This is a genomic window from Marmoricola sp. Leaf446, assembly GCF_001424755.1.
Classification (GTDB): domain Bacteria; phylum Actinomycetota; class Actinomycetes; order Propionibacteriales; family Nocardioidaceae; genus Marmoricola.
The window spans coordinates 939,076-960,016 of record NZ_LMRF01000001.1; the positions used below are offsets into that span (position 1 = coordinate 939,076).

Below are 20,941 nucleotides of genomic sequence, written 5' to 3' on the forward strand. Positions count from 1 at the left end.
CGGGTCGCGCCGTCCCCGGGAGAGCCATGACCGACGCCCAGGAGCTCCACGAGGCGGCTCCGTCCCCGCTCGGGAGCCGTCGCGCGGGCGTGCTGCTGCACGTCACGTCGCTGCCGGGCGGCGACCTCGGCCGCTCGGCGTACGAGTTCGTGGACTGGCTCGCCGACGCCGGTGCGAGCGTGTGGCAGCTGCTGCCGCTGGTGCCGGTGCACGAGGACGAGGCCTCGCCCTACAACTCGCTCTCGGCCATGGCCGGCAACCCGCTGCTGATCAGCGCCGAGCTGCGGCGTGAGCACGGCCTCGGCACCCTCGCCGAGCTGTCCGCCGAGCAGCGCAGCCAGCACGACGCGTGGTGCGAGCAGCAGGCCGCGTGGCTGGAGCCGTACGCCGAGTTCACGGTGCTGCGCGAGCTGCACGACCGCGCCCCGTGGACGACCTGGGAGCCCGGGCTGCGCGACCGCGAGCCGGCGGCCGTCGCCGAGGCGCTGGCCCCCCACGCCGACCGTCTCGACGCCGTCCGGCTCGACCAGTGGGTCTTCGACGAGCAGTGGCGCGCGCTGACGACGTACGCCGCGGAGCGCGGGGTGCTGACCTTCGGCGACCTCCCGATCTTCGTGGCGCCCGACAGCGCCGACGTGTGGGCCGACCGCGCGATGTTCCGGCTCGACGCCGAGGGGCGCCCGACCACGGTGACGGGCGTGCCGCCGGACTACTTCGCCGCCGACGGGCAGCGCTGGAACAACCCGCACTACGACTGGGAGGCGATGGCCGCCGACGACTTCGGCTGGTGGCGTCGCCGGATCGCCCGGCAGCGCGAGCTGTTCGACCTCGTCCGCATCGACCACTTCCGCGGCTTCGAGGCCGCCTGGCACGTGCCGGTCGACGCCCCGACCGCTCGCGACGGCGCCTGGGTCGAGGGGCCGGGCCACGAGGTGCTGGCCGCGCTCGTCGAGACCGCGGGCGAGGGCACCCTGGTCGCTGAGGACCTTGGCGTGATCACGCCGGCCGTCGACGAGCTGCGCACCTCGGCCGGGCTGCCCGGGATGAAGGTGCTGCAGTTCGCCTTCGACGGCGGGCGCGGCAACCCCTACCTCCCGCGCTTCCACGGCGAGGACTCCGTCGTCTACACCGGCACCCACGACAACGACACCACCCTCGGTTGGTGGTCGGAGCTCGACCGCAACGCCCGTCGTCGGGTGCGCCGGCACCTGCCCGCCGGCGAGCCGATGCCGTGGGCCCTGGTGCACCTGGCGCTCACCTCCACGGCCCGCCTGGCCGTCGTACCCGCCCAGGACCTGCTGTCCCTGGGCTCCGAGGCCCGCATGAACACCCCCGGCACCGCCACCGGCAACTGGGGCTGGCGGGCCGAGCCCGGCTCGTTCACCCCCGACCTCGCCGCCCGGCTCCGGTCGGTCGTGGAGGAGACGGACCGGCTCCCCGGCGACTGACTCGGGCGCCGTCAGGCCGCCAGGTCGTCGGGCGTGACCGGCAGGAGCCGGACGTCGTCGGCGACGTGGACGGGGTGGCAGCGGATCCCGGCCCCGCGCGCGCCGGTGAGCAGCGCCCGGGCGAGCCGGCGGTCGTCGTCGACGAGGCCGGCCCGGCCGGGGCGCACCACGAGGAACGCGACCCCGAGGCCGTCGAGGCCCTCGCCCAGCGCGTGCGTGAGGAGCTCGAACAGTCCCTGCACGCCCTCGTCCGGGGCCTCGTCGGGCAGCTCGCCGATCTCGAGGAGCTGGGGGAGCGGGCGGCCGTCGGGATCGAGGAAGGTCACCCACAGCGATCGGGTCGCGAAGCCGAGCGGCGCCATGAGCAGCTCCCAGAGCCGCTGCAGGTCCTGCTGCCCGCTCACGACCAGGCGGTCGAGCTCGGCGCGGAGGTGGTCGGGGTCGGGTGGTCGCGGTGTCATGGGCCCAGGCTGCCCCGCGGGACGGGCCCGTGGGGCGTCGTCCACAGGCCAGTTCCGCATCGGTACGGTGCCGCTCGCGGAGATCCTGCGACTGGTCCTGCTGTTCGTGCACGTCCTCGGCTTCGTCGCCCTCGTCGGCGGTCTGCTGGCACAGCTGCGCGAGCCCGAGCGCCGCATCACCTGGCTGGTCCGCGACGGGGCGGGCACCGCCGTCGTCGCCGGCCTGCTCCTGGTGGGGGTGCTCGAGGCGGGCGACGAGCCGGTCGACCACGCCAAGATCGGCGTCAAGCTGGTGGTCGGCCTGGTGGTGCTCGGGCTCGCGATGGCCCACGTGCGGAGGCCGCGCATCAGCACGGGCGTGTACGCCGCGCTCCTGGGGCTGAGCGTCCTCGACATCGCGGTCGCCCTGTTCTGGGCGCCCGTGCACACCTGAGCCCGGGCCGCTACCCGCACGCCTCGTCGAGGAACGCGAGCAGGCGGTCCTGCTGCGCGGGGGTGGGGCTGACCACCCGTGCGCGGGGCTCGGCGTCCCCGACCGCGAGCCACACCCGCCACACGAAGGTCTGGGTGCTCTGGCTGCGGCCGTGCTCGTCGCAGCGTCCGGGGCGTAGGCGCAGCGGCAGCGCGGCACCATCGGCGTCCGCGGGCAGCGTGGTGGGCCCGGTCAGCGTGAGGTCCATCAGCACCGAGCCCTGCACCTGGTCGACCCGCACGGGCTGGGTGCCGCCGCGACGGCGCAGCACCAGGGAGCCGTCGAGGGCGGCCGCGAGCCCGTCGCCGGCCGTGCGGTCGCGGGTCCAGCGGTCGGCGTACGACACGGAGACGGCGCGTCGCAGCGTCCGGGCGTCGCAGTCGGCCCGCCACAGCCGGTCGAGGAAGCGTCGGCCCTCGGCGTCCACCGGTCGACGCAGCGTGCGGTTCCGGCCGCCCTCGCGGACGACGGCGACGCCGGTCGGCCGGTCGCGGCCTGCCGCAGGGGCGCAGGCGGCGCGGGGGAGCAGGTAGCGCAGGTCGACCACGCTGCGCCCCGGGACGTCGTAGTCGACGCGGTGCAGCCGGAGCGGGTACGCCGCCCAGTCGACGCCCACCGACACCACCCGCATCGCACGGGGCTCCCCGTTGGCCACCCGCACGCCGGCCCGCCGGGTGCCCTCGTCGAAGCGCTGCTGCACGAACGAGAGCCGCACCCCGGCGGGCAGGGGGTCCGGACGGGCCGTGACGGTGCGGCCGGGAGACGGGCGTCCGGAGGGGGCGGCGGGGTCGGAGGCGTCGGGGGACGACGACGCGTCCGGGGAGCCGCCGCACCCGCCCAGCAGCGCGAGCGCCGCGACCAGCGCGACGGCCCGCCGGCGCACGAGGACTCCCACCCGCCCACGCTCCCACGACGCGACTCCGACATGACAGATGTCATCGCGGGTCCGTGATCGACCCCCGTCGACCGGTGACGCCTGGCACTACTGGCCGGGCGCCGCTGCCAGCAGGGTGGAGCCATGACCACGAGAGCAGACCAGCCCGCCGTCTCGATCCGGGGCCTGCGGCGTCGCTACGGCACCGGCGCGGACGCCTTCGAGGCCGTCCGCGGCATCGACCTTGACGTCGCCCCCGGCACCATCCACGCCCTGCTCGGCGTCAACGGCGCCGGCAAGACCTCGACGCTCGAGGTCGTCGAGGGGCTGGCGCCCGCGAGTGCGGGGGAGGTGCGGGTGCTCGGGCTCGACCCGGTGACCGACCGTCCCGCCGTACGCCGCCGCACCGGGGTGCTGCTCCAGCGCAGCGGCTTCGTGGGCGACCTGACGGTCCGCGAGACCCTGCGGATGTGGGCCGCCACGGTGACCTCGCCGCGACCGGTGGAGGAGTCGCTCGCGCTGCTCGACCTGACCGACCGGGCCGACGTGCGGATGCGTGGGCTGTCGGGCGGCGAGCACCGCCGCGTCGACATCGCCTGCGCGCTGATGGGCCGTCCCGAGGTCGTGATGCTCGACGAGCCCACCACCGGCCTGGACCCCGAGAGCCGGCGTGCTGTCTGGGCGCTGGTGCGCGACCTGCGCCAGCAGGGCGCCACGGTGCTGCTGACCACGCACTACCTCGACGAGGTCGAGGCGCTGGCCGACCGCGTCTCGATCATGCGGGCCGGCGAGATCGTCCGCGAGGGCACGGTCGCGCAGATCGTGGCCGACCACCCCTCCCAGATCTCCTTCCGTACGCCGGACCACGCACTGCCGCTCCCGGACGGCGACCGCGACCAGGACGGCGAGCTGACCGTGCTGCGGGTCGCCGACCTGCAGCCGGCGCTGACCGAGCTGCTGGTGACCGCCCGCGACCGGGGGGTGGTGCTCGAGCGGCTCAGCGCCCGCACCGCCAGCCTCGAGTCGGTCTTCCTCGACGTCGCCGCCGAGCGCGACCGCGTCGCCGACCACCCCCACCCCGCCCACCCCCACCCCGAGCACGACGCCGTCCTGGAGGACGCCCGATGACGACCACGACCGCTCCCGCCGCCAGGCCCCGCCACGCCGGCCTGCGCCGCACGCTCAGCCTCGGCCGCAGCAACTGGACGCTGATGGTCCGCAACCGCACCACGATGCTCTACGCCTTCGCACTCCCGCTCTTCCCGCTCGTGCTGCTCTTCACCGCCGAGCGCAGCGGCGGCGACGTCAACGCCGGGGTGGCTGCCATCGGCACCACGCTGGTGATGGCGCTGACCTTCCCCGGCTACTACAACCTGCTCTCGATGTTCGTCACCCGCCGCGACGAGCTGGTGCTCAAGCGGCTGCGCACCGGGGAGGTCCGTGACCGCGAGCTGCTCGTCTCGATGGCGCTCCCCGGGGCCGCGATCGTGCTGGCGGTGGCCGTGATCTGCGTCCCGGTCGCGCTCGCCGGCGGGCTGGAGCTGCCGCTCAACCCGCTGCTGCTGCTCCTCGGGGTGCTGCTCTCGATCGTTACCTTCGCGGCGTTCGCGCTGTGGACCGCCGCCTGGACCCGCAACGCCGAGGCCGCCCAGCTCACCAGCGGCCCGATCATCCTGCTCGCCTTCCTGGGCTTCATGCTGCCGGCCTTCCCCGAGGACCTGCACCGGTGGATCGAGCTCCTCCCCGGCGCGGCCGTCAACGAGCTGCTCCGGGTGGCGTGGTTCGCCCAGGACTCCGGGGGTGCGTCACTGTCGTTCCTGCAGACCTGGGGCGCCGCCACCCAGCCCGTGCTCGTGCTGGTCGCCTGGACCGCGCTGGCCGTGCTGCTGGCCCGCCGCTCGCTGCGCTGGGAGCCCCGGGCCTGAGGGCCGTCGGACCCCCGCCGCACCCACCCCGACCTGAGAGGATCGCCCCGTGAGCCGCACCCTGTCGCTGCGCGTCCCCGGCTGGACCGGCCGGTCCGACGTGGCGCGCGTCGACCTCTACACCCGCGGCTCGCTGTACGCCGTCGCCTGGTTCCTGCTGGCGATGGGCCTGCTCGCGGCCGGTGCCCGGCTCGGCGACACGCCCCGGGCCGCCGTCGCCGGGCTGGCGTGCCTCGTCCTGGGGACGCTGGCCACGCTCGTGCTGCGCCACGGGCTCGACGCCCGCCACGCGGGCCACCTCCGCGGGGCGCCCGACGTGCCGTGGCGGCTCCTCGGCCCGATGGCCGTCGTCTCGGTCGGGCTGTGGGCCTGGGCGCTGGCGCTGCCCGGCGTCGAGTCCGGGCCGCTGGTGGTGATCGCCTTCGGCAGCCTGGCCTTCGCGGTGGGCGCGCTGGCGACCCCGTGGTTGCACTGGTCCGTGCTCGGCGCGGCCGCCGTCGCGGCGTACGTCGCCTCGGGCAGCCTGGGCGTCGCGGCGTACGCCGTCGGCATCAGCGCCTTCTTCCTCTTCACCGTGCAGAGCTCGCTCTGGCTGCTCGGCGTGGTCACCGAGCTCGACCGCGGCCGGCGCCACCAGGCCGCGCTGGCCGTCGCCGAGGAGCGGCTGCGCTTCTCCCGCGACGTGCACGACGTGCTGGGCCGGCGGCTCTCGACCATCGCCGTGCAGGCCGAGCTGGCGGCCACGCTGGCCCGCCGTGGCGACGACCGTGCGGCCGACCGGATCCTCGAGGTGCGGTCCACAGCGCACGACGCGCTGCGCGAGGCCCGTGAGCTGGCCCGGGGCTACCGCCCGCTCGACCTGCGCCAGGAGCTCGACGGCGCGGTCTCGCTGCTCCGCTCCGCCGGCATCGCCTGCGACGCCGAGCTCGACGACCTGCCCCAGGCCTGGCACGAGCCGGCCGCACGGGTGGTGCGCGAGGCGGTCACCAACGTGCTGCGCCACTCCACCGCCACCCACGTGCGGATCCGGTGCGACGCCGCCGGCGTCGAGGTCGTCGACGACGGAGGCCCCTCCGCGCCGTCCCCCGGCGACGGCAGCGGCCTGCGGACCCTCGCCGTCGACCTCGCACCGCTCGGGGCGCGGCTGGAGTCGGGCTCCACCGAGGCGGGCTTCGCGGTGCGGCTCCGGCTGGAGGGCGACGCGCCGGGGGCGGCCGGGTCCGCGCCCGACGCAGCCACCGACCCTGCCCCGGGCGCTGCCCCGGGCGCAACGCCCGCGCCCGCCGGGGAGGTCCGGTGATCCGCGTGCTGCTGGCCGACGACGAGCACCTGATCCGCGGTGCCCTGGCCCAGATGCTCGAGCTGGAGGACGACCTCACGGTGGTGGCGCAGGCCGCGACCGGCGACGAGGCGCTCGCCGCCTGCCGCCGCGAGGCCCCCGACGTCGCCGTCCTCGACCTGCAGATGCCCGGGCTCGACGGCCTCGAGGTGGCCGAGCGGATCCACCGGGAGCAGCCCGGGGTCGCCTGCATGATCGTCACCAGCCACGGTCGGCCGGGCCACCTCAAGCGCGCGCTCGCGGTGGGGGTGCGCGGCTTCCTGCCCAAGACGACGTCGGCCGTGACCCTGGCCGAGGTGGTGCGCACCGTCCACACCGGCGGACGCCACGTCGACCCCGAGCTGGCCGCGGAGGCGATCGCCGCCGGGGACACCCCGCTGACGCCGCGCGAGGCCGACGTGCTGGAGGCCGCGGCCGACGGGGCGCCGGTCGACCGGGTCGCCGGCCGGGTCCACCTCTCGCCCGGGACGGTCCGCAACTACCTCTCCACGGCCGCCGCCAAGCTCGGCGCGGCCAACCGTCACGAGGCGGTCGCGACCGCCCGTCGGATGGGCTGGATCAGCTGAGCTGCCACCGCGTGTGAGACCACTCACGGGTGCCGCGTCACGCTTCCGCGGCCCACCCCGGCGGCCCCCACAATGGCGGGCGTGAGTGATGCGCGCGAGACCTACAAGGTCCTCGACCTGGCGCTCCGGGTCGGGGAGATCCTGCTGTCCTCCGGTGCCGGGGCGGCCGACGTCACGGCGACCATGCTGGGCCTGACGCGGCACTGCGGCCTGCCCAACGCCGACATCGACGTCACCTTCACGCTGCTGCGGATGAGCTACCAGTCCGACCCCGACGAGCCGCCGGTCCTGCTGACCCGCAACGTCGCCCAGCGCGACATCGACTACGACGACCTGACGCGGGTGCAGGGCCTGGTCAACGACGTGATGCGCGACCGCGTCGACGTCGCCGAGGCGCGTCGCCGGGTGGCCTGGATCAACTCCACCGACCACTACCTGCCCGTCTGGTCGGCGGTCGTCGGCAGCGGCGTCGTCGGCGCCGGCATCGCGCTGCTCCTCGACGGCGACGCCCTGGTGACCTCGGTGGCGTTCCTCGCCGGCGTTGCCATCACCGTGCTGATGCGGACCCTCAACCGGCAGCGCTGGCCGATGTTCTACCAGCAGGCGGCCGGCGGCCTGGTCGCCACGGTCCTGGCGCTCGTGGCCGCGGTCCTGGCCGAGCGCGCCGAGATGGGCGTGGACGTGTCCCTGGTCATCACGGCCAACATCGTGATGCTGCTGTCCGGGATCGGCTTCATGGGGGCGATCCAGGACGCCCTGAGCGGCTTCTACCTGACCTCCGGGGCCCGGATCATCGAGGCCCTGCTGGCCACCGCCGGCCTCATCGCCGGCGTCTCCGCCGGGCTGGCGCTCGCGCCCGGGCTCGGCATCAGCACCGTCGGCCTGCGTCCCGGCCTGATCGAGCTGGCCCCGCCGCCGCTGGTGCTCGTCGGCGCGGTGGTCGCGGCGTGCGCCTTCGCGTTCACCAGCTACGCCCCGCTGCGGGCGCTGCCCGCCATCGCGATGAGCACCGTCGCCGGCCACCTCGGCTACCTCGCGGTGCTCGACCCCCGGGACGCACGCCCCTGGGCGGCGGCGGTCGCGGCGGTGATCATCGGGCTGCTCAGCTATGCCGTGGCCGGACGGGTGCGGGTCCCGCCGCTGGTCGTCGTGGTGCCGGCGCTCGTGCCGATGCTGCCGGGCCTGACGATCTACCGCGGCCTGAGCTACATGTCCGACGGCGACACCCTGGGCATCCTGCAGCTCTCGGCGGCGGCCGCCACGACCATCGCGCTGGCCGCCGGCGTGATCCTGGGGGAGTACGTCGCCCAGCCGCTGCGCCGCAACGCCCGGCGCATCGAGGACCGGCTCTCCGGGCCGCGCATGGTGGGCGTGATGCACGGCCACCTGGCGCGTCGTACGCGCGGCACCAGCGCCGGCGCCTGAGCGCGCCGCGAGGTCTCAGGCGCAGCGTCCACGGCCCAGGGCCTGCAGCCCCCGCAGGTCGCCGGGGCCGAGGTCGCGCTGCGTCGTCGTGGTGGCGTGCATCAGCTCGCGCGGGTCGTCGACGTGGTCGAGACCGACGAGGTGGCCGAACTCGTGCAGCGTGATCGCCGCGGCGACCGCGTCGCCGTCGGGACGGTCCTCGAGCTCGGCGAAGGCGTCGCGGTCCAGCGTCACCTGACCGGTGAGGTAGCGCCGCCAGCCGCCGCGCTCCACCATCACGCTCCCGCCGAGGCCGGCGACCCGTCCCTCCAGCGCCGGCACCTCCTCGGCGTCGGCGAAGGTGACCAGCACCGGGTCGGGGTCGCCGAGGTCGGCCGGGCCGAGCTCGACCCGGCCCTCGCCCCAGCGGGGGCGGGCCGAGGAGCGGCCGGCGTACTCCAGGCGCAGGCCGGTGGCCTCGCTGATCCGGGCCATGGCCCGTCGCACGTGGTCCAGGCCGACGCGGGCGTCCGGGGCGCCATCGAGGTTGACCTCGACCCGCACCGGGTCGCAGCTGCTGTAGGTCACCGGAACCCGGGGCCGCCCGCGCTGGGTGGCGGCGAAGGCGAAGCTGCCGGGCCCCGAGGCCGCGGTCCCGGCCGTGCCGGCGTCCTCGCCGCCGACGAGCGGTCGCAGCACGGCGGGCAGCAGGGTCGGCACCGCGACGGCGAGGCCGCCGACCAGCACCACGGTCAGCAGCGTGACGAGCAGGTTGCGCAGCCCGCCGGATCCGGCCTCGTCCCGCGGGTGGTGTGCCGTGCCCGACGGTCCGCGGGGCGGCGTACGACGTGGGGCAGGCACCCCCTGATCGTCCCAGACCGGGCCAGACCGTCTCGGTGGGCGACGACGTCCCGGGACCGTCGAGGCGGCCCACGGCGCTGTCGGAGCGCGGACGTAGTGTGGTCGGGACATGAGCGCGCAGTTCCCCCTCCCCGGTCTGGCCCCCGCCCCCGAGACCGCGCCCACCGGCGGCCGACGCGGACGGCCCACCCGTGAGCAGCTGCTCGACGGCCTCAACGACCCGCAGCGCGAGGCGGTCGTCCACGAGGGCTCGCCGCTGCTGGTGGTCGCCGGTGCCGGGTCGGGCAAGACCCGGGTGCTGACCCGACGGATCGCCTGGCTCATCTCCGAGCGCGGCGCCCACCCCGGCTCGATCCTGGCCATCACCTTCACCAACAAGGCCGCCGCCGAGATGCGCGAGCGGGTCGAGGAGCTGGTCGGGGGACGCGCCCGCATCATGTGGGTCTCGACCTTCCACTCCGCGTGCGTGCGGATCCTGCGCAAGGAGATCGACAAGTTCGGCTTCAAGTCCAACTTCACGATCTACGACGCCGCCGACTCCAAGCGCCTGATGACGCTGGTGTGCAAGGACCTCGACCTCGACGCCAAGCGGTTCCCGCCGCGCGCGATCCTCAACTGGGTCAGCAACGCCAAGAACGAGCTGCAGGACCACGAGGACGCCGCCAAGGCGGCCGAGAACACCCAGGAGGAGGTCTACGCCTCGGCCTACGCGGAGTACCAACGACGCCTCACCCAGGCCAACGCGCTCGACTTCGACGACCTGCTGATGCTCACCGTCCACCTGTTCCGGGCCTTCCCGGCGGTGCGCGAGGGGTGGCGGCGTCGCTTCCGGCACGTGCTCGTCGACGAGTACCAGGACACCAACCACGCGCAGTACGCCCTGATCCACGAGCTGTGCGCGCAGCGGCTGGAGGAGCCCACGACCGGACCGACGCCGGGCGGCGAGGAGGTGCCGGCCGCCGAGCTGATGGTGGTGGGCGACGCCGACCAGTCGATCTACGCGTTCCGCGGGGCCAACATCCGCAACATCATGGACTTCGAGCAGGACTTCGTCGACGCGCGCACGATCCTGCTCGAGCAGAACTACCGCTCCACCCAGACCATCCTCACCGCGGCCAACGCGGTGATCAGCCGCAACGAGAGCCGCAAGCCCAAGCAGCTGTGGACCGACGCGGGCCAGGGTAGCGGCATCGTGGGCTACGTCGGCGACGACGAGCACGACGAGGCCCGGTTCGTGGCCGAGGAGATCGACCGGCTTACCGACGACGGGCACGCCCGGGCCGGCGACGTGGCGGTGTTCTACCGCACCAACGCGCAGTCCCGCGTGTTCGAGGAGGTCTTCATCCGCGTCGGGCTGCCCTACAAGGTCGTCGGCGGGGTGCGCTTCTACGAGCGGCGCGAGGTCCGCGACGCGCTGGCCTACCTGCGGGTCCTGGCCAACCCCGCCGACTCGGTCTCGCTGCGCCGCATCCTGAACACCCCCAAGCGGGGCATCGGCGACCGTGCCGAGGCCTGCGTCGAGGCGCTGGCCCAGCGCGACCGGCTCACCTTCTGGGAGGCGCTGCAGCGCGCGCAGGACGCCCCGGGCATCGCCACCCGCTCGCTGAAGGCGATCCAGGGGTTCGTCGACGTCGTCGAGCAGCTGCAGCAGATGGTGGCGGCGGGGGAGCGCGTCGACGTGGTGCTCGAGCAGGCGCTGACCCGCAGCGGCTACCTCAAGGAGCTCGAGGAGTCCGAGGACCCCCAGGACGAGACCCGGGTGGAGAACCTCGCCGAGCTGGTGGCCGTGGCCCGGGAGTTCTCCGAGGACCCGGTCGTCGGCCCGTCGGCCGACCCGGCCGAGGTCGAGGCGGGCGAGGCCGACCCGCCGGGGCTGACCGACTTCCTGGAGCGCGTCGCGCTGGTGGCCGACTCCGACCAGATCCCCGACAACCCGCCCGACGGCGAGGGCGACGACGCCCCGGTGCCCGGGGTGGTGACGCTGATGACGCTGCACACCGCCAAGGGCCTGGAGTTCCCGGTCGTCTTCCTCACCGGCCTCGAGGACGGTGTCTTCCCCCACCTGCGCTCGCTGGGCGACAAGGTCGAGCTCGAGGAGGAGCGGCGACTGGCCTACGTCGGCCTCACCCGCGCCCGCGAGCGCCTCTACGTCTCCCGGGCCGTCGTCCGCTCGGCGTGGGGCGCCCCGCAGCACAACCCGGCCTCGCGCTTCGTCGACGAGCTGCCGGTCGACCTGGTCGACTGGCGCCGCACCGAGGCGGCGATGACGTCGTGGAACCGCCCGCAGCTCGGCTACGGCTCACGCCGGGCGGCGGCGCCCCAGCGGCAGTTCGGCACGGTCACGGCCAAGCGCGACGCCGCGCAGAAGGCCAAGGCGAGCCGGCCGGTGCCCTCGCTCGACCCGGGCGACCGGGTGCAGCACGACAGCTTCGGCCTTGGCACCGTCATCGCCCTCGAGGGCGCCGGCGACAACGCCGTGGCCTCGGTCGACTTCGGCACCGAGGGCGTCAAGCGGCTGCTGCTGCGCTACGCGCCCGTCGAGAAGCTCTGACCCCTCCGACCCCCGGTCCTGCTTCTCGGCCGTAGGGCTGCGCCCACGTGTCGGACCAGGCCACCGATCGGGCTAGTCCGAGACGAACGGCACCGGCGAGACGGCCCGGACGGTGCTTTTCGTCTCGGACTACCTCGTCGGCGGCCTGGCGTCCCGACCACCTGGCCGAGCGGGTGGGGTCGGGGAGGGAAGAGCTGGGCGGTTACGGCTTGAGGCCGTGGAACGTCAGTGCCTGGTAGGGGTCGACCGGGTCGCCGCCGCCGGGGCGGACCTCGAGGTGCAGGTGGGGGCCGGTGCTGTTGCCGGTGCTGCCGACGGTGCCGATCTGCTGGCCCGCGATGACCTTGTCGCCGGGGGAGACGCCGATCGTGGTCTGGTGGCAGTAGTAGACCTCGGTGCCGTCGGCGAGGGTCATGATCGTGCGGTTGCCGTAGGCGCCGGCGTAGCCGGTCTCCTTGATGGTGCCGGTGGCGACGGCGACGATCGGGGTGCCCGCGGGGGCGGCGAAGTCGAGGCCGGTGTGGTCGGAGGACCAGAGGCCGCCGGCCATGCCGAACCGGGCGGTCAGGCGGTAGCCCGTGGTCGGCAGGACCCAGGCGTTCTCGGCCTTCTCGGCGATCTCGCCGGCGCGCGCCTCGGCCGCACGACCGAGCTGCTTGAGCTCGGCGTTGCGCTCGGCGGCCTGCTCCTCGGCCGCACGCTGCAGCCGGACCTCGGCGGCGTCCTGCAGGGCCTGGCGCTCGGAGTCGCGGCTGATGGCAGCCTCGCGCTCGTCGACCTGGGTGCTGCGGACGACACCCTGGGCGTCGGTGCCGGCGGAGATGGCACGGGCCTGGGCGGCGGCGGTCACGGCCTGGCGGCCGGGGACCTCCTCGCCGGCCGCGACCGCACCGGTGCCGGCCGCGACCAGGGCCACCACGCCGAGAGCGCTCGGCAGCACCGTGAGGCGGTGGCGCCAGCGGGGCCCGGCGGCGGCGCCGACCGAGGTGGCCAGCGCCGACAGCGACGGCACGGCCCCACGAGCACCGGTCACCACCGAGGAGGACGCCCGCGCCAGCAGCGACGGCGGGGTCTCGGCGCGACGGCGGCCTCCGGCGACCGGGGCGACCGGAGCCGCGGCACGGGCATCGCGAGCGCGGCGGTCACCGCGGTGCGACGCCCGGTGCTGTCCCCGGTGCTGTGCCATGTGTCGGCCTCTCCTGCGTGTGGGCGGGAACGGAGTGGGTACTCCGTCCGGTTGGTAGAAGGTCAAACGACCCGCCACGATAGCCAGGAGTCGGCCCGAGACGAAATCGAGGCGTGGTCAGTGTGGATCAACGGCGCCTCCTCCGCAGGGGAACGCCCGCCTCGCTGTGGGGCGGCTCACAGGACCTTCGACCTCGGCTAGCCTGCCTGGCATGTTGCGCATCGTGGTGGCCAAGCCCGGACTCGACGGGCACGACCGGGGCGCCAAGGTGGTCGCGAGAGCACTCCGCGACGCGGGCCACGAGGTCGTCTACACCGGCCTGCACCAGACCCCGGAGCAGATCGTGGAGACCGCCCTGCAGGAGGACGCCGACCTGATCGGCCTCTCCGTGCTGTCGGGGGCCCACATGACGCTGTTCCGCCGCATCATCGAGCTGCTCGAGGAGCGCGACGCCCGCGACATCGTCGTCTTCGGCGGCGGCATCGTCCCCGAGGAGGACGTCGCCCCGCTCCAGGAGCTCGGCGTGGCCAAGATCTTCACCCCGGGTGCGACCACCGGCGAGATCACCGGCTGGGTCTCCGAGCACTTCGCCGAGGAGACCCAGGAGACCCAGCAGACCGGCCGGACCGGGGGAGACGACACCCCCGCCTGAGCGGGCCGGCGGATCAGCCGCCGTGCGCGCGGACGTGGTCGGTGACCAGCCCGGCCAGCCGCTCGGGCTGCGAGCGCGGCACCCAGTGGCCGGTCTCCAGCCGCACCCGCACGACGTCGCTGCAGCGTGCCCCCAGCCCGTCGAGGCTGACCGGGTGGATGAACGTGTCGTGGCGGCCCAGCACGACGAGGACCGGCACGTCGGTGCGCCACGCAGCAGGACGACGGCGCAGGTTCTGGCGGTAGAGCGACAGGCCCGGCAGCGCGGCCCGGCCCAGGTCGGGCCCCCACGCCAGCAGGTGGGAGGTCGGGTCGAGCCGCTCGCCCAGCCGTCGCAGCACCGACTGGCCACGCCCCCACAGCCACTCCGGCACGCGAGGGAGGCAGAAGACGTAGGCGTACCAGCTGTGCAGAAGCTGGGGGAGCAGCGCCAGCCGGTGCGGGCCGTCGGCGAGCCGGGCGTAGAGGTGGTCGAGCGGGAAGCCGCTGACCGAGGTGAAGGAGACCAGCCGGTCGCGCAGCCGGGGGTCGCGGGTGGCGGCGGCCACGACGTCCCACCCGATGATCGCGCCCCAGTCGTGGCCCACCAGGTGGAAGGCCTGGCCGTCCGGGACGGTCGCCTCCACGACGGCCACCACGTCCTCGACGAGCAGCGCCACGTCGTACGCCGCAGGCTCGGTCGGGACGTCGGACCGGCCGGCGCCCCGCATGTCGGGCACCACCAGGTGCCAGTCGGTGGGCAGCCGGGGCACGACGTCGTCCCACAGGGTGCGGTCGTCGGGGTAGCCGTGCAGCAGCACCACGTGGGTGCGTGAGGCGCGGTCGCCGTGCTCGGTGAGACGGAGCGTCAGGGCGGGGGCCGCGGTCGCTGTGACCTCGGTCTCGGTGGGCTGCACGGGGCGACCCTACGGTGCCACGAGGGCCCGAACCGGTCTAAGGTCGCTCGGAGGTGGCCGCCGGCTCCGTCCAGCGCGTGCCGCCACAACCGACGAGAACTCGAAGGAGCGGTCGACCCGTGGACCTGATGGAGTACCAAGCGAAGGAGCTCTTCGCCAAGCATGGTGTGCCGACCACACTCGGCACGGTCGTCACGACCGCCGAGGAGGCCAAGGCCGCCGCCGAGGAGATCGGTGGCGTCACCGTGATCAAGGCGCAGGTCAAGGCCGGCGGTCGCGGCAAGGCCGGTGGCGTCAAGATCGCGAAGACGCCGGAGGAGGCCCAGCAGCACGCCGAGGCGATCCTCGCGCTGACCATCAAGGACCTGCCGGTCAACCGCGTCCTGGTGACGCCGGCGACCCCGCCGGTGGAGGAGTACTACTTCTCCTTCCTGCTCGACCGGTCCAACCGGTCCTACCTGTGCATCGCCTCGGTCGAGGGCGGCGTGGAGATCGAGGAGGTCGCCAAGACCAACCCCGACGCCGTCAAGCAGATCGCGATCGACGCCGGCACCGGCGTCGACGAGGCCAAGGCCACCGCGATCGTGGACGAGGTCGGCTTCCCGGCCGAGCTGCGCGACCAGGCCATCGCCATGGTGCAGTCGCTGTGGACGGTCTTCACCGAGGAGGACGCCACCCTGGTGGAGGTCAACCCGCTGGCCCGCCTCGAGGGCGACAAGCTCGAGGCGCTCGACGGCAAGGTCTCGCTCGACGAGAACGCCGACTTCCGCCAGGCCGAGCACGAGCAGTTCGAGGACAAGGACGCGGCCGACCCGCTGGAGGCGAAGGCGAAGGCCAAGGGCCTGAACTACGTCAAGCTCGACGGCTCCGTCGGCATCATCGGCAACGGCGCCGGGCTGGTCATGTCGACCCTCGACGTCGTGGCGTACGCCGGGGAGGCGCACGGCGGCCAGAAGCCGGCCAACTTCCTCGACATCGGGGGCGGCGCCTCGGCGCAGGTGATGGCCGACGGCCTCGACGTCATCCTCAACGACGAGCAGGTCAAGAGCGTGTTCGTCAACGTCTTCGGCGGCATCACCTCCTGCGACGCGGTCGCCAACGGCATCGTGAGCGCGCTCGACATCCTGGGCGACGAGGCCAACAAGCCGCTCGTCGTACGCCTCGACGGCAACAACGTCGAGGAGGGCCGCCGCATCCTCGCGGAGGCCGACCACCCGCTGGTGGTCATCGAGCAGACCATGGACGGCGCGGCCGACAAGGCCGCCGAGCTCGCTGCGAAGGCTGGTGCGTGAGAGATGTCGATCTTCCTCAACAAGGACTCCAAGGTCATCGTCCAGGGCATCACCGGCGGTGAGGGCACCAAGCACACCCGCCTGATGCTCAAGGCCGGCACCAACATCGTGGGCGGCGTCAACGCCCGCAAGGCCGGCACGACCGTCACCCACCAGGACCCCGACGGCAACGACGTCCAGCTGCCCGTCTTCGGCTCGGTCGCCGAGGCGATCAAGGAGACCGGCGCCGACGTGTCGGTCGCCTTCGTGCCGCCGGCGTTCACCAAGGACGCCGTCATCGAGGCCATCGACGCCGAGATCGGCCTGCTGGTGATCATCACCGAGGGCGTGCCGGTGCAGGACTCCGCGGAGTTCTGGGCCTACGCGCAGGGCAAGCAGACCCGGATCATCGGGCCCAACTGCCCCGGCATCATCACCCCCGGCGAGGCGCTGGCCGGCATCACGCCCGCCACGATCTCGGGCTCCGGCCCGGTCGGGCTGGTCTCGAAGTCGGGCACGCTGACCTACCAGATGATGTTCGAGCTCAAGGACTTCGGCTTCTCGACCGCCATCGGCATCGGCGGCGACCCGATCATCGGAACCACGCACATCGACGCCCTCGAGGCGTTCGAGAACGACCCCGACACCAAGGCGATCGTGATGATCGGCGAGATCGGTGGCGACGCGGAGGAGAAGGCCGCGGCGTACATCCAGGAGCACGTGACCAAGCCGGTCGTCGGCTACGTCGCCGGCTTCACCGCCCCCGAGGGCAAGACCATGGGCCACGCCGGCGCCATCGTCTCCGACGGTGCGGGCACCGCCCAGGGCAAGAAGGAGGCCCTCGAGGCCGCCGGGGTCAAGGTCGGCAAGACGCCGTCCGAGACCGCCCAGCTGATGCGGGAGATCCTGCAGGCGCTCTGACCCACCTCGACGCGAGCCCCCCTCCGCCCCGGCGGTCGGGGGCTCGCGCGCGTCCGGGGGGTCGTGGGGCTGCCGTCGCGCGGAGACGCGCGGACACAAGTTCTCAGAGCCGTCCGGATCGTCCCGGTCCGTCCCGCGGGTCGCGCGCGCCTGGCGGACTTGTGTCCGCGCGTCTACGAGGCAGCGCCTCCCGGTCGGCACCCGGCGCCGGGTTCAGGTGACGGCGTTGCGGGAGGCGTACGCCGGGTCGAGGTGCTCGTCGTGCTCCAGCACCAGCACCAGCCGCTCCACGGCCGTCTCGACGTCGGCGAGGGTGTTGTAGAGCGGGGCGAAGCCGAACCGGGCGATGTCGGGGTCGCGGAAGTCGCCGATGACGTCGCGGGCGATCAACGCCTGCACCACGCCGTACGCCGCGGGGTGGCGCAGCGAGACCTGGCTGCCGCGCCGCTCGTGATCGCGCGGGGTGACCACCTCGACCCGGTTCTGCAGGTGCTCGTCGACCAGGGCGATGAAGCGGTCGGTGAGGGCCAGCGACTGCGCGCGGAGCTCGGCGACGGTGACGTCGTCGAAGGCCTCCAGCGAGGCCTCGAGGGCCGACAGCGCCAGCACCGGCGGCGTGCCCGACGCGAACGAGCCGACGCCCTCGCGGGGCTCGAAGTCGCGGGACATCGCGAACGGGGTGGCGTGGCCCATCCAGCCGGCGATCGGCTGCCGGGCCGCGGCCTGGTGGCGCGGCGCGACCCACAGCCAGGCGGGGGAGCCGGGGCCGCCGTTGAGGTACTTGTAGGTGCACCCGACGGCGAGGTCGGCGCCGGCCGCGGTCAGGTCGACGGGCACGGCTCCCGCGGAGTGGCACAGGTCCCACAGCACCAGGGCGCCGCGCTCCTGGGCCTGCGCGGTGATGCCGGGCAGGTCGAAGAGCGCGCCGGTGCGGAAGTCGACGTGGGTCAGCGAGAGCAGCGCGGTGTCCTCGTCGACCGAGGCGAGCGGGTCGGCGGGGTCGCACCAGCGCAGCTCGAGGCCCAGCAGCTCGGCCACCGCCGCGGTGACGTAGCCGTCGGTCGGGAACGTCGTCGGCTCGAGCACGAGCACGCGGCGGTCGGGACGCAGCCGGGCCGCGGCGACGGTGGTCTTGAACAGGCTCACCGTGGTGCTGTCGCCGAGGTGGAGGTCGGCGGCGTCGACGCCGAGCAGCGGCGCGAGCCGGGCGGCGACCCGCTCGACCAGCTGCATCCAGCCGGCGTCGTTCCACGACCGGATCAGGCCGCGGCCCCACTCGGCGCGCACCACCTCCGAGAGCCGGTCGGCGACGCCGTGGGGCAGCGCACCGAGGGAGTTGCCGTCGAGGTAGACCAGCCCCTCGGGCAGGTCGAAGCGGCCGGGCCCGGGGATCATCGTCGGGGTCCGGTCAGCCCGAAGAGCCGGTCGCGGGCCCGGACGACGAGCGCCTCGAAGGTGGCGGCGTCGACGTCGGCGCGGGCCACCGGCGTCAGCAGCACCTGCGTCACCCAGCGGCCCACCCGCGCGACCCCCATCCAGTAGCCGACGCTCGTGTCCTCGCGGACCTCGCTGTCCAGGCGCCACGAGGAGGAGACCGAGTCGCGGGGGCCGGGCCGGTCGACCTGCGCCGCGCTGACGGACGCCGACAGGTCGTCCTTCTCGCACCGCGCCATCGCCGCCTCGACCCGGTCGACGAGGCGCTGGGCGCGCGCCACGGTCGGGAACCGGCCGTAGGTCTGGCTGACGCCGAACCGCTCGTCGACCCGCGCGCCGGGCACCAGGAAGGTGCGGGTGCGGGCCCGCGGGGCTCCGGAGCGGACGAAGTCGGCCTGGTCGCAGGTGGTGGCCGAGGGGTTGGGGCGGGCGGGCACCGGGCGGGTGCCGACCCACGGCCGGTTGATGCTGCCGACCACCGGCAGGTCGGCCGCGGCGAGGGTGCCGAGCGCCTCGCCCGAGCGCGGCGGCAGCACCGGCGTCGCCCGCACCTCGCCGGGGCAGTCCCCGGCGGGGTCGGTCTCGCACAGCCCGGTGACGGCCGTGGTGAGCACCCGCGCGGCCGCGTCGTTGGCGACCGCGTCGCCGCCGCGGGTCATGGCGACGGTCGAGACCGTCAGCGCCCCCGTGCGGACCACGCCGACCACGAAGGTCCGGGTCAGCGCCGGGCGGCGGGCGTCGGGCAGCCGGAGCCGCAGCAGCTGCGCCTCGTCGCCGAGCCCGTCGAGGCGGTAGGTGCCCTGCAGCTGCAGCCGGGCGACCCGGCACCCGGCGAACCACCCCAGCGTCGTGTTGTACGCCGCCTCGGCGGCCTGCGCGCTCGCGGAGATCTCGACCGTCTGCAGCAGCGTCCGCCGCGGGGCGTTGGTGGTGGCGAAGCTGCGGACGAAGGTGCCCTCGCCCTCGGGGTCGGCGAAGCGGCTCTCCTGGCACACCGTGTTGATGCCGGTGCCGCCGGTGTTGTCGGTGGTGCCGACCAGGCGCCAGCGCTGGCGCGGGGCGGCCTGCTGCGCGTCGGTCACCCCGAGCAGCGTGGCCACCGTGACGGGACGGGGTGCGGGCGAGGCGCTCGGCGACCCGCCCTCCACGGCCTCGACGGCCGCGTCGAGGCCGCCGTCGCGACGCACGAGCAGCGTGACGACCACGGCGAGCACCACCAGCACCACGAGCAGCGCCACCCAGGCGCGCCGTCCGCCGGGCAGGCGACGACCGCGGGAGGTGCCCGCGGCGTCCTCGCGCGGGGCCTGCGAAGTGGGGCGCACGAGGGAGCAGGCTACCCGCGTGGCGGGACCACCTCGCGTCCGCTTCGGTTCAAGATGGTGGCGATGACCGACCTGCTGAGCCGCCCGCCCCACCTCGACCCCGACGACCCCCGTCGTCGGGACGGTCGCGGGCGGCGTCGCGGCGGTGCGGCGTCGCGCGCCGTGGCCTCGGTCCTGGCCGGGCTCCGGGGCGAGCAGGAGCGCACCCTGGCCGGCGCCGCTGCGCTGGCCGCCGCCGGTGCCGTCGCCGCGGGGCTGCTCGGGCTGATGGCGGTGGCGCTGGTCGGCTGGTACCTCGCCGACGGTGGCGCCCACGGCTCCACCCGTGACGCGCTGCGCGTCGGCGCCGACCTGTGGCTGGTCGGCCACGGCTCCGGCGTCAGCCTCGGCGGCGTCCCGGTCGGGCTGGTCCCGCTGGCCCTGCCGGTCGGTCTGGGGTGGCTGGCCCACCGGCTGGCCGTCCGGGCCGGTCGCACCGCCCGGCCCGCCGACGACGACCGCACGGTCGTGCAGGCGGCCGTCACCTTCACCGGCGTCTACCTCGTGCTCGCCGTGCTGACCTGCGTGCTGGCCGGCACCGACGACGTCAGCCCCGGCCTGGGCCGCACCGTCCTCGGGGCACTGCTGCTGCCCGGCGTGCTCGGCACCCTCGGCCTGGTCCGGGGGACCGGCCGGCTGGGCGCCTGGCGCGACCTGGTGCCCGGGTGGGTCCGCTCGGTGGTCCACGGCGCCACGACCGCCGTCGTGCTGCTGCTCGGTGCCGCCGCCGCGCTCGCCCTGGTCGCGGTGCTGCTCGGCACCAACGACGCGATGGCGGTGCTGGCCGGGCTGCGCCTGTCCGGCGGCGACTACGCGGCGTACGCCGTGGCGACCGCGCTGCTGCTGCCCAACGCGGTGCTGTGGGCGGCCGCCTACCTCGTCGGCCCCGGCTTCTCGGTCGGCGTCGGCACCACCGTCTCCCCGGGCGTGGTCAGCCTCGGTCCCGTCCCCGCCTTCCCGCTGCTCAGCGCGCTGCCCGACGCCGGTCCCACCCCGTCGTGGCTGATGGGCGTCCTGGTCGTCCCCGTCGTGGTGGCGGCCGTCGGGGCCCGGCGGGCCCAGCTGGCCTACGGCGTCACGGCGTACGACTCCTCGGCGCTGCGCGGCTTCGGCTCCGGCGTGCTCGCGGGCGTGCTGACGGCGCTGCTCACCGGGCTGGCCGGCGGGTCGCTCGGCACCGGCCGGCTGGCCCACGTCGGACCCTCGGTCCTCGAGGTCGGGGCGGCCGCCGTGGCCGCGATGGGGCTGGCCGGGCTGCTCGCCGGGCTGGCCACCGCCTGGTGGCAGCGCCGCTCGTCGGAGCCGGTCGAGCACTGAGTA

At 74.7% G+C, this 20,941-nt stretch carries 19 protein-coding genes; 12 read left to right on the top strand and 7 right to left on the bottom strand.

Annotated features, from left to right (window positions below; all coding sequences use genetic code 11):
• Nucleotides 1-26: 26 nt before the first annotated feature.
• Nucleotides 27-1,448 (top strand): 4-alpha-glucanotransferase, encoded by a 1,422-nt coding sequence (gene malQ / locus ASG49_RS04355; RefSeq protein WP_056537520.1) that lies wholly within the window; start codon nucleotides 27-29, stop codon nucleotides 1,446-1,448.
• Between the two features lie 11 nt (nucleotides 1,449-1,459).
• Here the strand turns inward: malQ and ASG49_RS04360 are convergent, their stop codons facing one another.
• Nucleotides 1,460-1,909, bottom strand: a complete 450-nt coding sequence (locus ASG49_RS04360) for a hypothetical protein (protein ID WP_056537522.1) — start codon at nucleotides 1,907-1,909, stop codon at nucleotides 1,460-1,462.
• A gap of 67 nt (nucleotides 1,910-1,976) precedes the next feature.
• Between ASG49_RS04360 and ASG49_RS04365 the strand changes: the two genes are divergently transcribed.
• Complete coding sequence (locus tag ASG49_RS04365; RefSeq protein WP_056537525.1) at nucleotides 1,977-2,342, top strand: hypothetical protein; 366 nt, start codon at nucleotides 1,977-1,979, stop codon at nucleotides 2,340-2,342.
• Nucleotides 2,343-2,352: 10 nt separating this feature from the next.
• Here ASG49_RS04365 and ASG49_RS04370 read toward each other — a convergent pair whose 3' ends face one another.
• Nucleotides 2,353-3,276 (bottom strand): hypothetical protein, encoded by a 924-nt coding sequence (locus ASG49_RS04370; protein ID WP_156384181.1) that lies wholly within the window; start codon nucleotides 3,274-3,276, stop codon nucleotides 2,353-2,355.
• A gap of 123 nt (nucleotides 3,277-3,399) precedes the next feature.
• On the opposite strand from ASG49_RS04370, the gene ASG49_RS04375 reads away from it, so the two are divergent.
• From ASG49_RS04375 to ASG49_RS04395, 5 genes are all read left to right on the top strand, one after another.
• Entirely contained in the window at nucleotides 3,400-4,383 is a 984-nt protein-coding gene (locus ASG49_RS04375) for an ABC transporter ATP-binding protein (RefSeq protein ID WP_082533772.1), read from the top strand.
• Nucleotides 4,380-5,180 carry an ABC transporter permease gene (locus ASG49_RS04380; RefSeq protein WP_056537531.1) on the top strand — a complete coding sequence of 267 codons (801 nt, stop codon included), beginning with the start codon at nucleotides 4,380-4,382 and terminating at the stop codon, nucleotides 5,178-5,180. Before ASG49_RS04375 ends, ASG49_RS04380 begins: the two co-directional genes overlap by 4 nt.
• Nucleotides 5,181-5,229: 49 nt before the next feature.
• Nucleotides 5,230-6,480 (top strand): sensor histidine kinase, encoded by a 1,251-nt coding sequence (locus tag ASG49_RS04385; RefSeq protein ID WP_056537534.1) that lies wholly within the window; start codon nucleotides 5,230-5,232, stop codon nucleotides 6,478-6,480.
• Nucleotides 6,477-7,085: a response regulator transcription factor gene (locus ASG49_RS04390; RefSeq protein WP_056537537.1), complete on the top strand. Its 609-nt coding sequence runs from the start codon at nucleotides 6,477-6,479 to the stop codon at nucleotides 7,083-7,085. Before ASG49_RS04385 ends, ASG49_RS04390 begins: the two co-directional genes overlap by 4 nt.
• Nucleotides 7,086-7,157: 72 nt before the next feature.
• Nucleotides 7,158-8,510 carry a threonine/serine exporter ThrE family protein gene (locus ASG49_RS04395; RefSeq protein ID WP_082533773.1) on the top strand — a complete coding sequence of 451 codons (1,353 nt, stop codon included), beginning with the start codon at nucleotides 7,158-7,160 and terminating at the stop codon, nucleotides 8,508-8,510.
• 15 nt (nucleotides 8,511-8,525) lie between these two features.
• Here the strand turns inward: ASG49_RS04395 and ASG49_RS04400 are convergent, their stop codons facing one another.
• Nucleotides 8,526-9,350 carry a matrixin family metalloprotease gene (locus ASG49_RS04400; protein ID WP_056537540.1) on the bottom strand — a complete coding sequence of 275 codons (825 nt, stop codon included), beginning with the start codon at nucleotides 9,348-9,350 and terminating at the stop codon, nucleotides 8,526-8,528.
• A 109-nt stretch (nucleotides 9,351-9,459) separates the two neighbouring features.
• On the opposite strand from ASG49_RS04400, the gene pcrA reads away from it, so the two are divergent.
• Entirely contained in the window at nucleotides 9,460-11,901 is a 2,442-nt protein-coding gene (pcrA, locus tag ASG49_RS04405; RefSeq protein WP_056537543.1) for a DNA helicase PcrA, read from the top strand.
• Between the two features lie 202 nt (nucleotides 11,902-12,103).
• On the opposite strand, the gene ASG49_RS04410 is transcribed toward pcrA, so the two are convergent.
• Nucleotides 12,104-13,087: a M23 family metallopeptidase gene (locus ASG49_RS04410; RefSeq protein WP_056537546.1), complete on the bottom strand. Its 984-nt coding sequence runs from the start codon at nucleotides 13,085-13,087 to the stop codon at nucleotides 12,104-12,106.
• A gap of 211 nt (nucleotides 13,088-13,298) precedes the next feature.
• Between ASG49_RS04410 and ASG49_RS04415 the strand changes: the two genes are divergently transcribed.
• Nucleotides 13,299-13,739, top strand: a complete 441-nt coding sequence (locus ASG49_RS04415) for a cobalamin B12-binding domain-containing protein (RefSeq protein ID WP_056537549.1) — start codon at nucleotides 13,299-13,301, stop codon at nucleotides 13,737-13,739.
• 13 nt (nucleotides 13,740-13,752) lie between these two features.
• Here ASG49_RS04415 and ASG49_RS04420 read toward each other — a convergent pair whose 3' ends face one another.
• Nucleotides 13,753-14,634, bottom strand: coding sequence for an alpha/beta fold hydrolase (locus ASG49_RS04420; RefSeq protein WP_056537552.1), 882 nt, complete (start codon nucleotides 14,632-14,634; stop codon nucleotides 13,753-13,755).
• Nucleotides 14,635-14,753: 119 nt separating this feature from the next.
• Between ASG49_RS04420 and sucC the strand changes: the two genes are divergently transcribed.
• Nucleotides 14,754-15,926: an ADP-forming succinate--CoA ligase subunit beta gene (gene sucC, locus ASG49_RS04425; RefSeq protein ID WP_056537555.1), complete on the top strand. Its 1,173-nt coding sequence runs from the start codon at nucleotides 14,754-14,756 to the stop codon at nucleotides 15,924-15,926.
• 3 nt (nucleotides 15,927-15,929) lie between these two features.
• Nucleotides 15,930-16,826 (top strand): succinate--CoA ligase subunit alpha, encoded by an 897-nt coding sequence (sucD, locus tag ASG49_RS04430; RefSeq protein WP_056537557.1) that lies wholly within the window; start codon nucleotides 15,930-15,932, stop codon nucleotides 16,824-16,826.
• Between the two features lie 213 nt (nucleotides 16,827-17,039).
• Here the strand turns inward: sucD and kynU are convergent, their stop codons facing one another.
• Nucleotides 17,040-18,221: a kynureninase gene (gene kynU / locus ASG49_RS04435; RefSeq protein WP_056537559.1), complete on the bottom strand. Its 1,182-nt coding sequence runs from the start codon at nucleotides 18,219-18,221 to the stop codon at nucleotides 17,040-17,042.
• Nucleotides 18,218-19,582 carry a hypothetical protein gene (locus ASG49_RS04440; protein WP_056537562.1) on the bottom strand — a complete coding sequence of 455 codons (1,365 nt, stop codon included), beginning with the start codon at nucleotides 19,580-19,582 and terminating at the stop codon, nucleotides 18,218-18,220. The genes kynU and ASG49_RS04440 overlap by 4 nt, the downstream gene beginning before the upstream one ends.
• Nucleotides 19,583-19,645: 63 nt before the next feature.
• On the opposite strand from ASG49_RS04440, the gene ASG49_RS04445 reads away from it, so the two are divergent.
• Nucleotides 19,646-20,938: a DUF6350 family protein gene (locus ASG49_RS04445; RefSeq protein WP_156384182.1), complete on the top strand. Its 1,293-nt coding sequence runs from the start codon at nucleotides 19,646-19,648 to the stop codon at nucleotides 20,936-20,938.
• Nucleotides 20,939-20,941: the final 3 nt, after the last annotated feature.

What these genes read in the sequence shown, in the direction of transcription:
- ASG49_RS04360 (WP_056537522.1), bottom strand. Translation starts at nt 1,909, where the DNA reads ATGACACCGCGACCACCCGACCCCGACCACCTCCGCGCCGAGCTCGAC.
- ASG49_RS04395 (WP_082533773.1), top strand. Translation starts at nt 7,158, where the DNA reads ATGGCGGGCGTGAGTGATGCGCGCGAGACCTACAAGGTCCTCGACCTG.
- ASG49_RS04445 (WP_156384182.1), top strand. Translation starts at nt 19,646, where the DNA reads ATGACCGACCTGCTGAGCCGCCCGCCCCACCTCGACCCCGACGACCCC.
- ASG49_RS04380 (WP_056537531.1), top strand. Translation starts at nt 4,380, where the DNA reads ATGACGACCACGACCGCTCCCGCCGCCAGGCCCCGCCACGCCGGCCTG.
- ASG49_RS04410 (WP_056537546.1), bottom strand. Translation starts at nt 13,087, where the DNA reads ATGGCACAGCACCGGGGACAGCACCGGGCGTCGCACCGCGGTGACCGC.
- pcrA (WP_056537543.1), top strand. Translation starts at nt 9,460, where the DNA reads ATGAGCGCGCAGTTCCCCCTCCCCGGTCTGGCCCCCGCCCCCGAGACC.
- ASG49_RS04415 (WP_056537549.1), top strand. Translation starts at nt 13,299, where the DNA reads ATGTTGCGCATCGTGGTGGCCAAGCCCGGACTCGACGGGCACGACCGG.
- ASG49_RS04375 (WP_082533772.1), top strand. Translation starts at nt 3,400, where the DNA reads ATGACCACGAGAGCAGACCAGCCCGCCGTCTCGATCCGGGGCCTGCGG.
- malQ (WP_056537520.1), top strand. Translation starts at nt 27, where the DNA reads ATGACCGACGCCCAGGAGCTCCACGAGGCGGCTCCGTCCCCGCTCGGG.
- sucD (WP_056537557.1), top strand. Translation starts at nt 15,930, where the DNA reads ATGTCGATCTTCCTCAACAAGGACTCCAAGGTCATCGTCCAGGGCATC.
- kynU (WP_056537559.1), bottom strand. Translation starts at nt 18,221, where the DNA reads ATGATCCCCGGGCCCGGCCGCTTCGACCTGCCCGAGGGGCTGGTCTAC.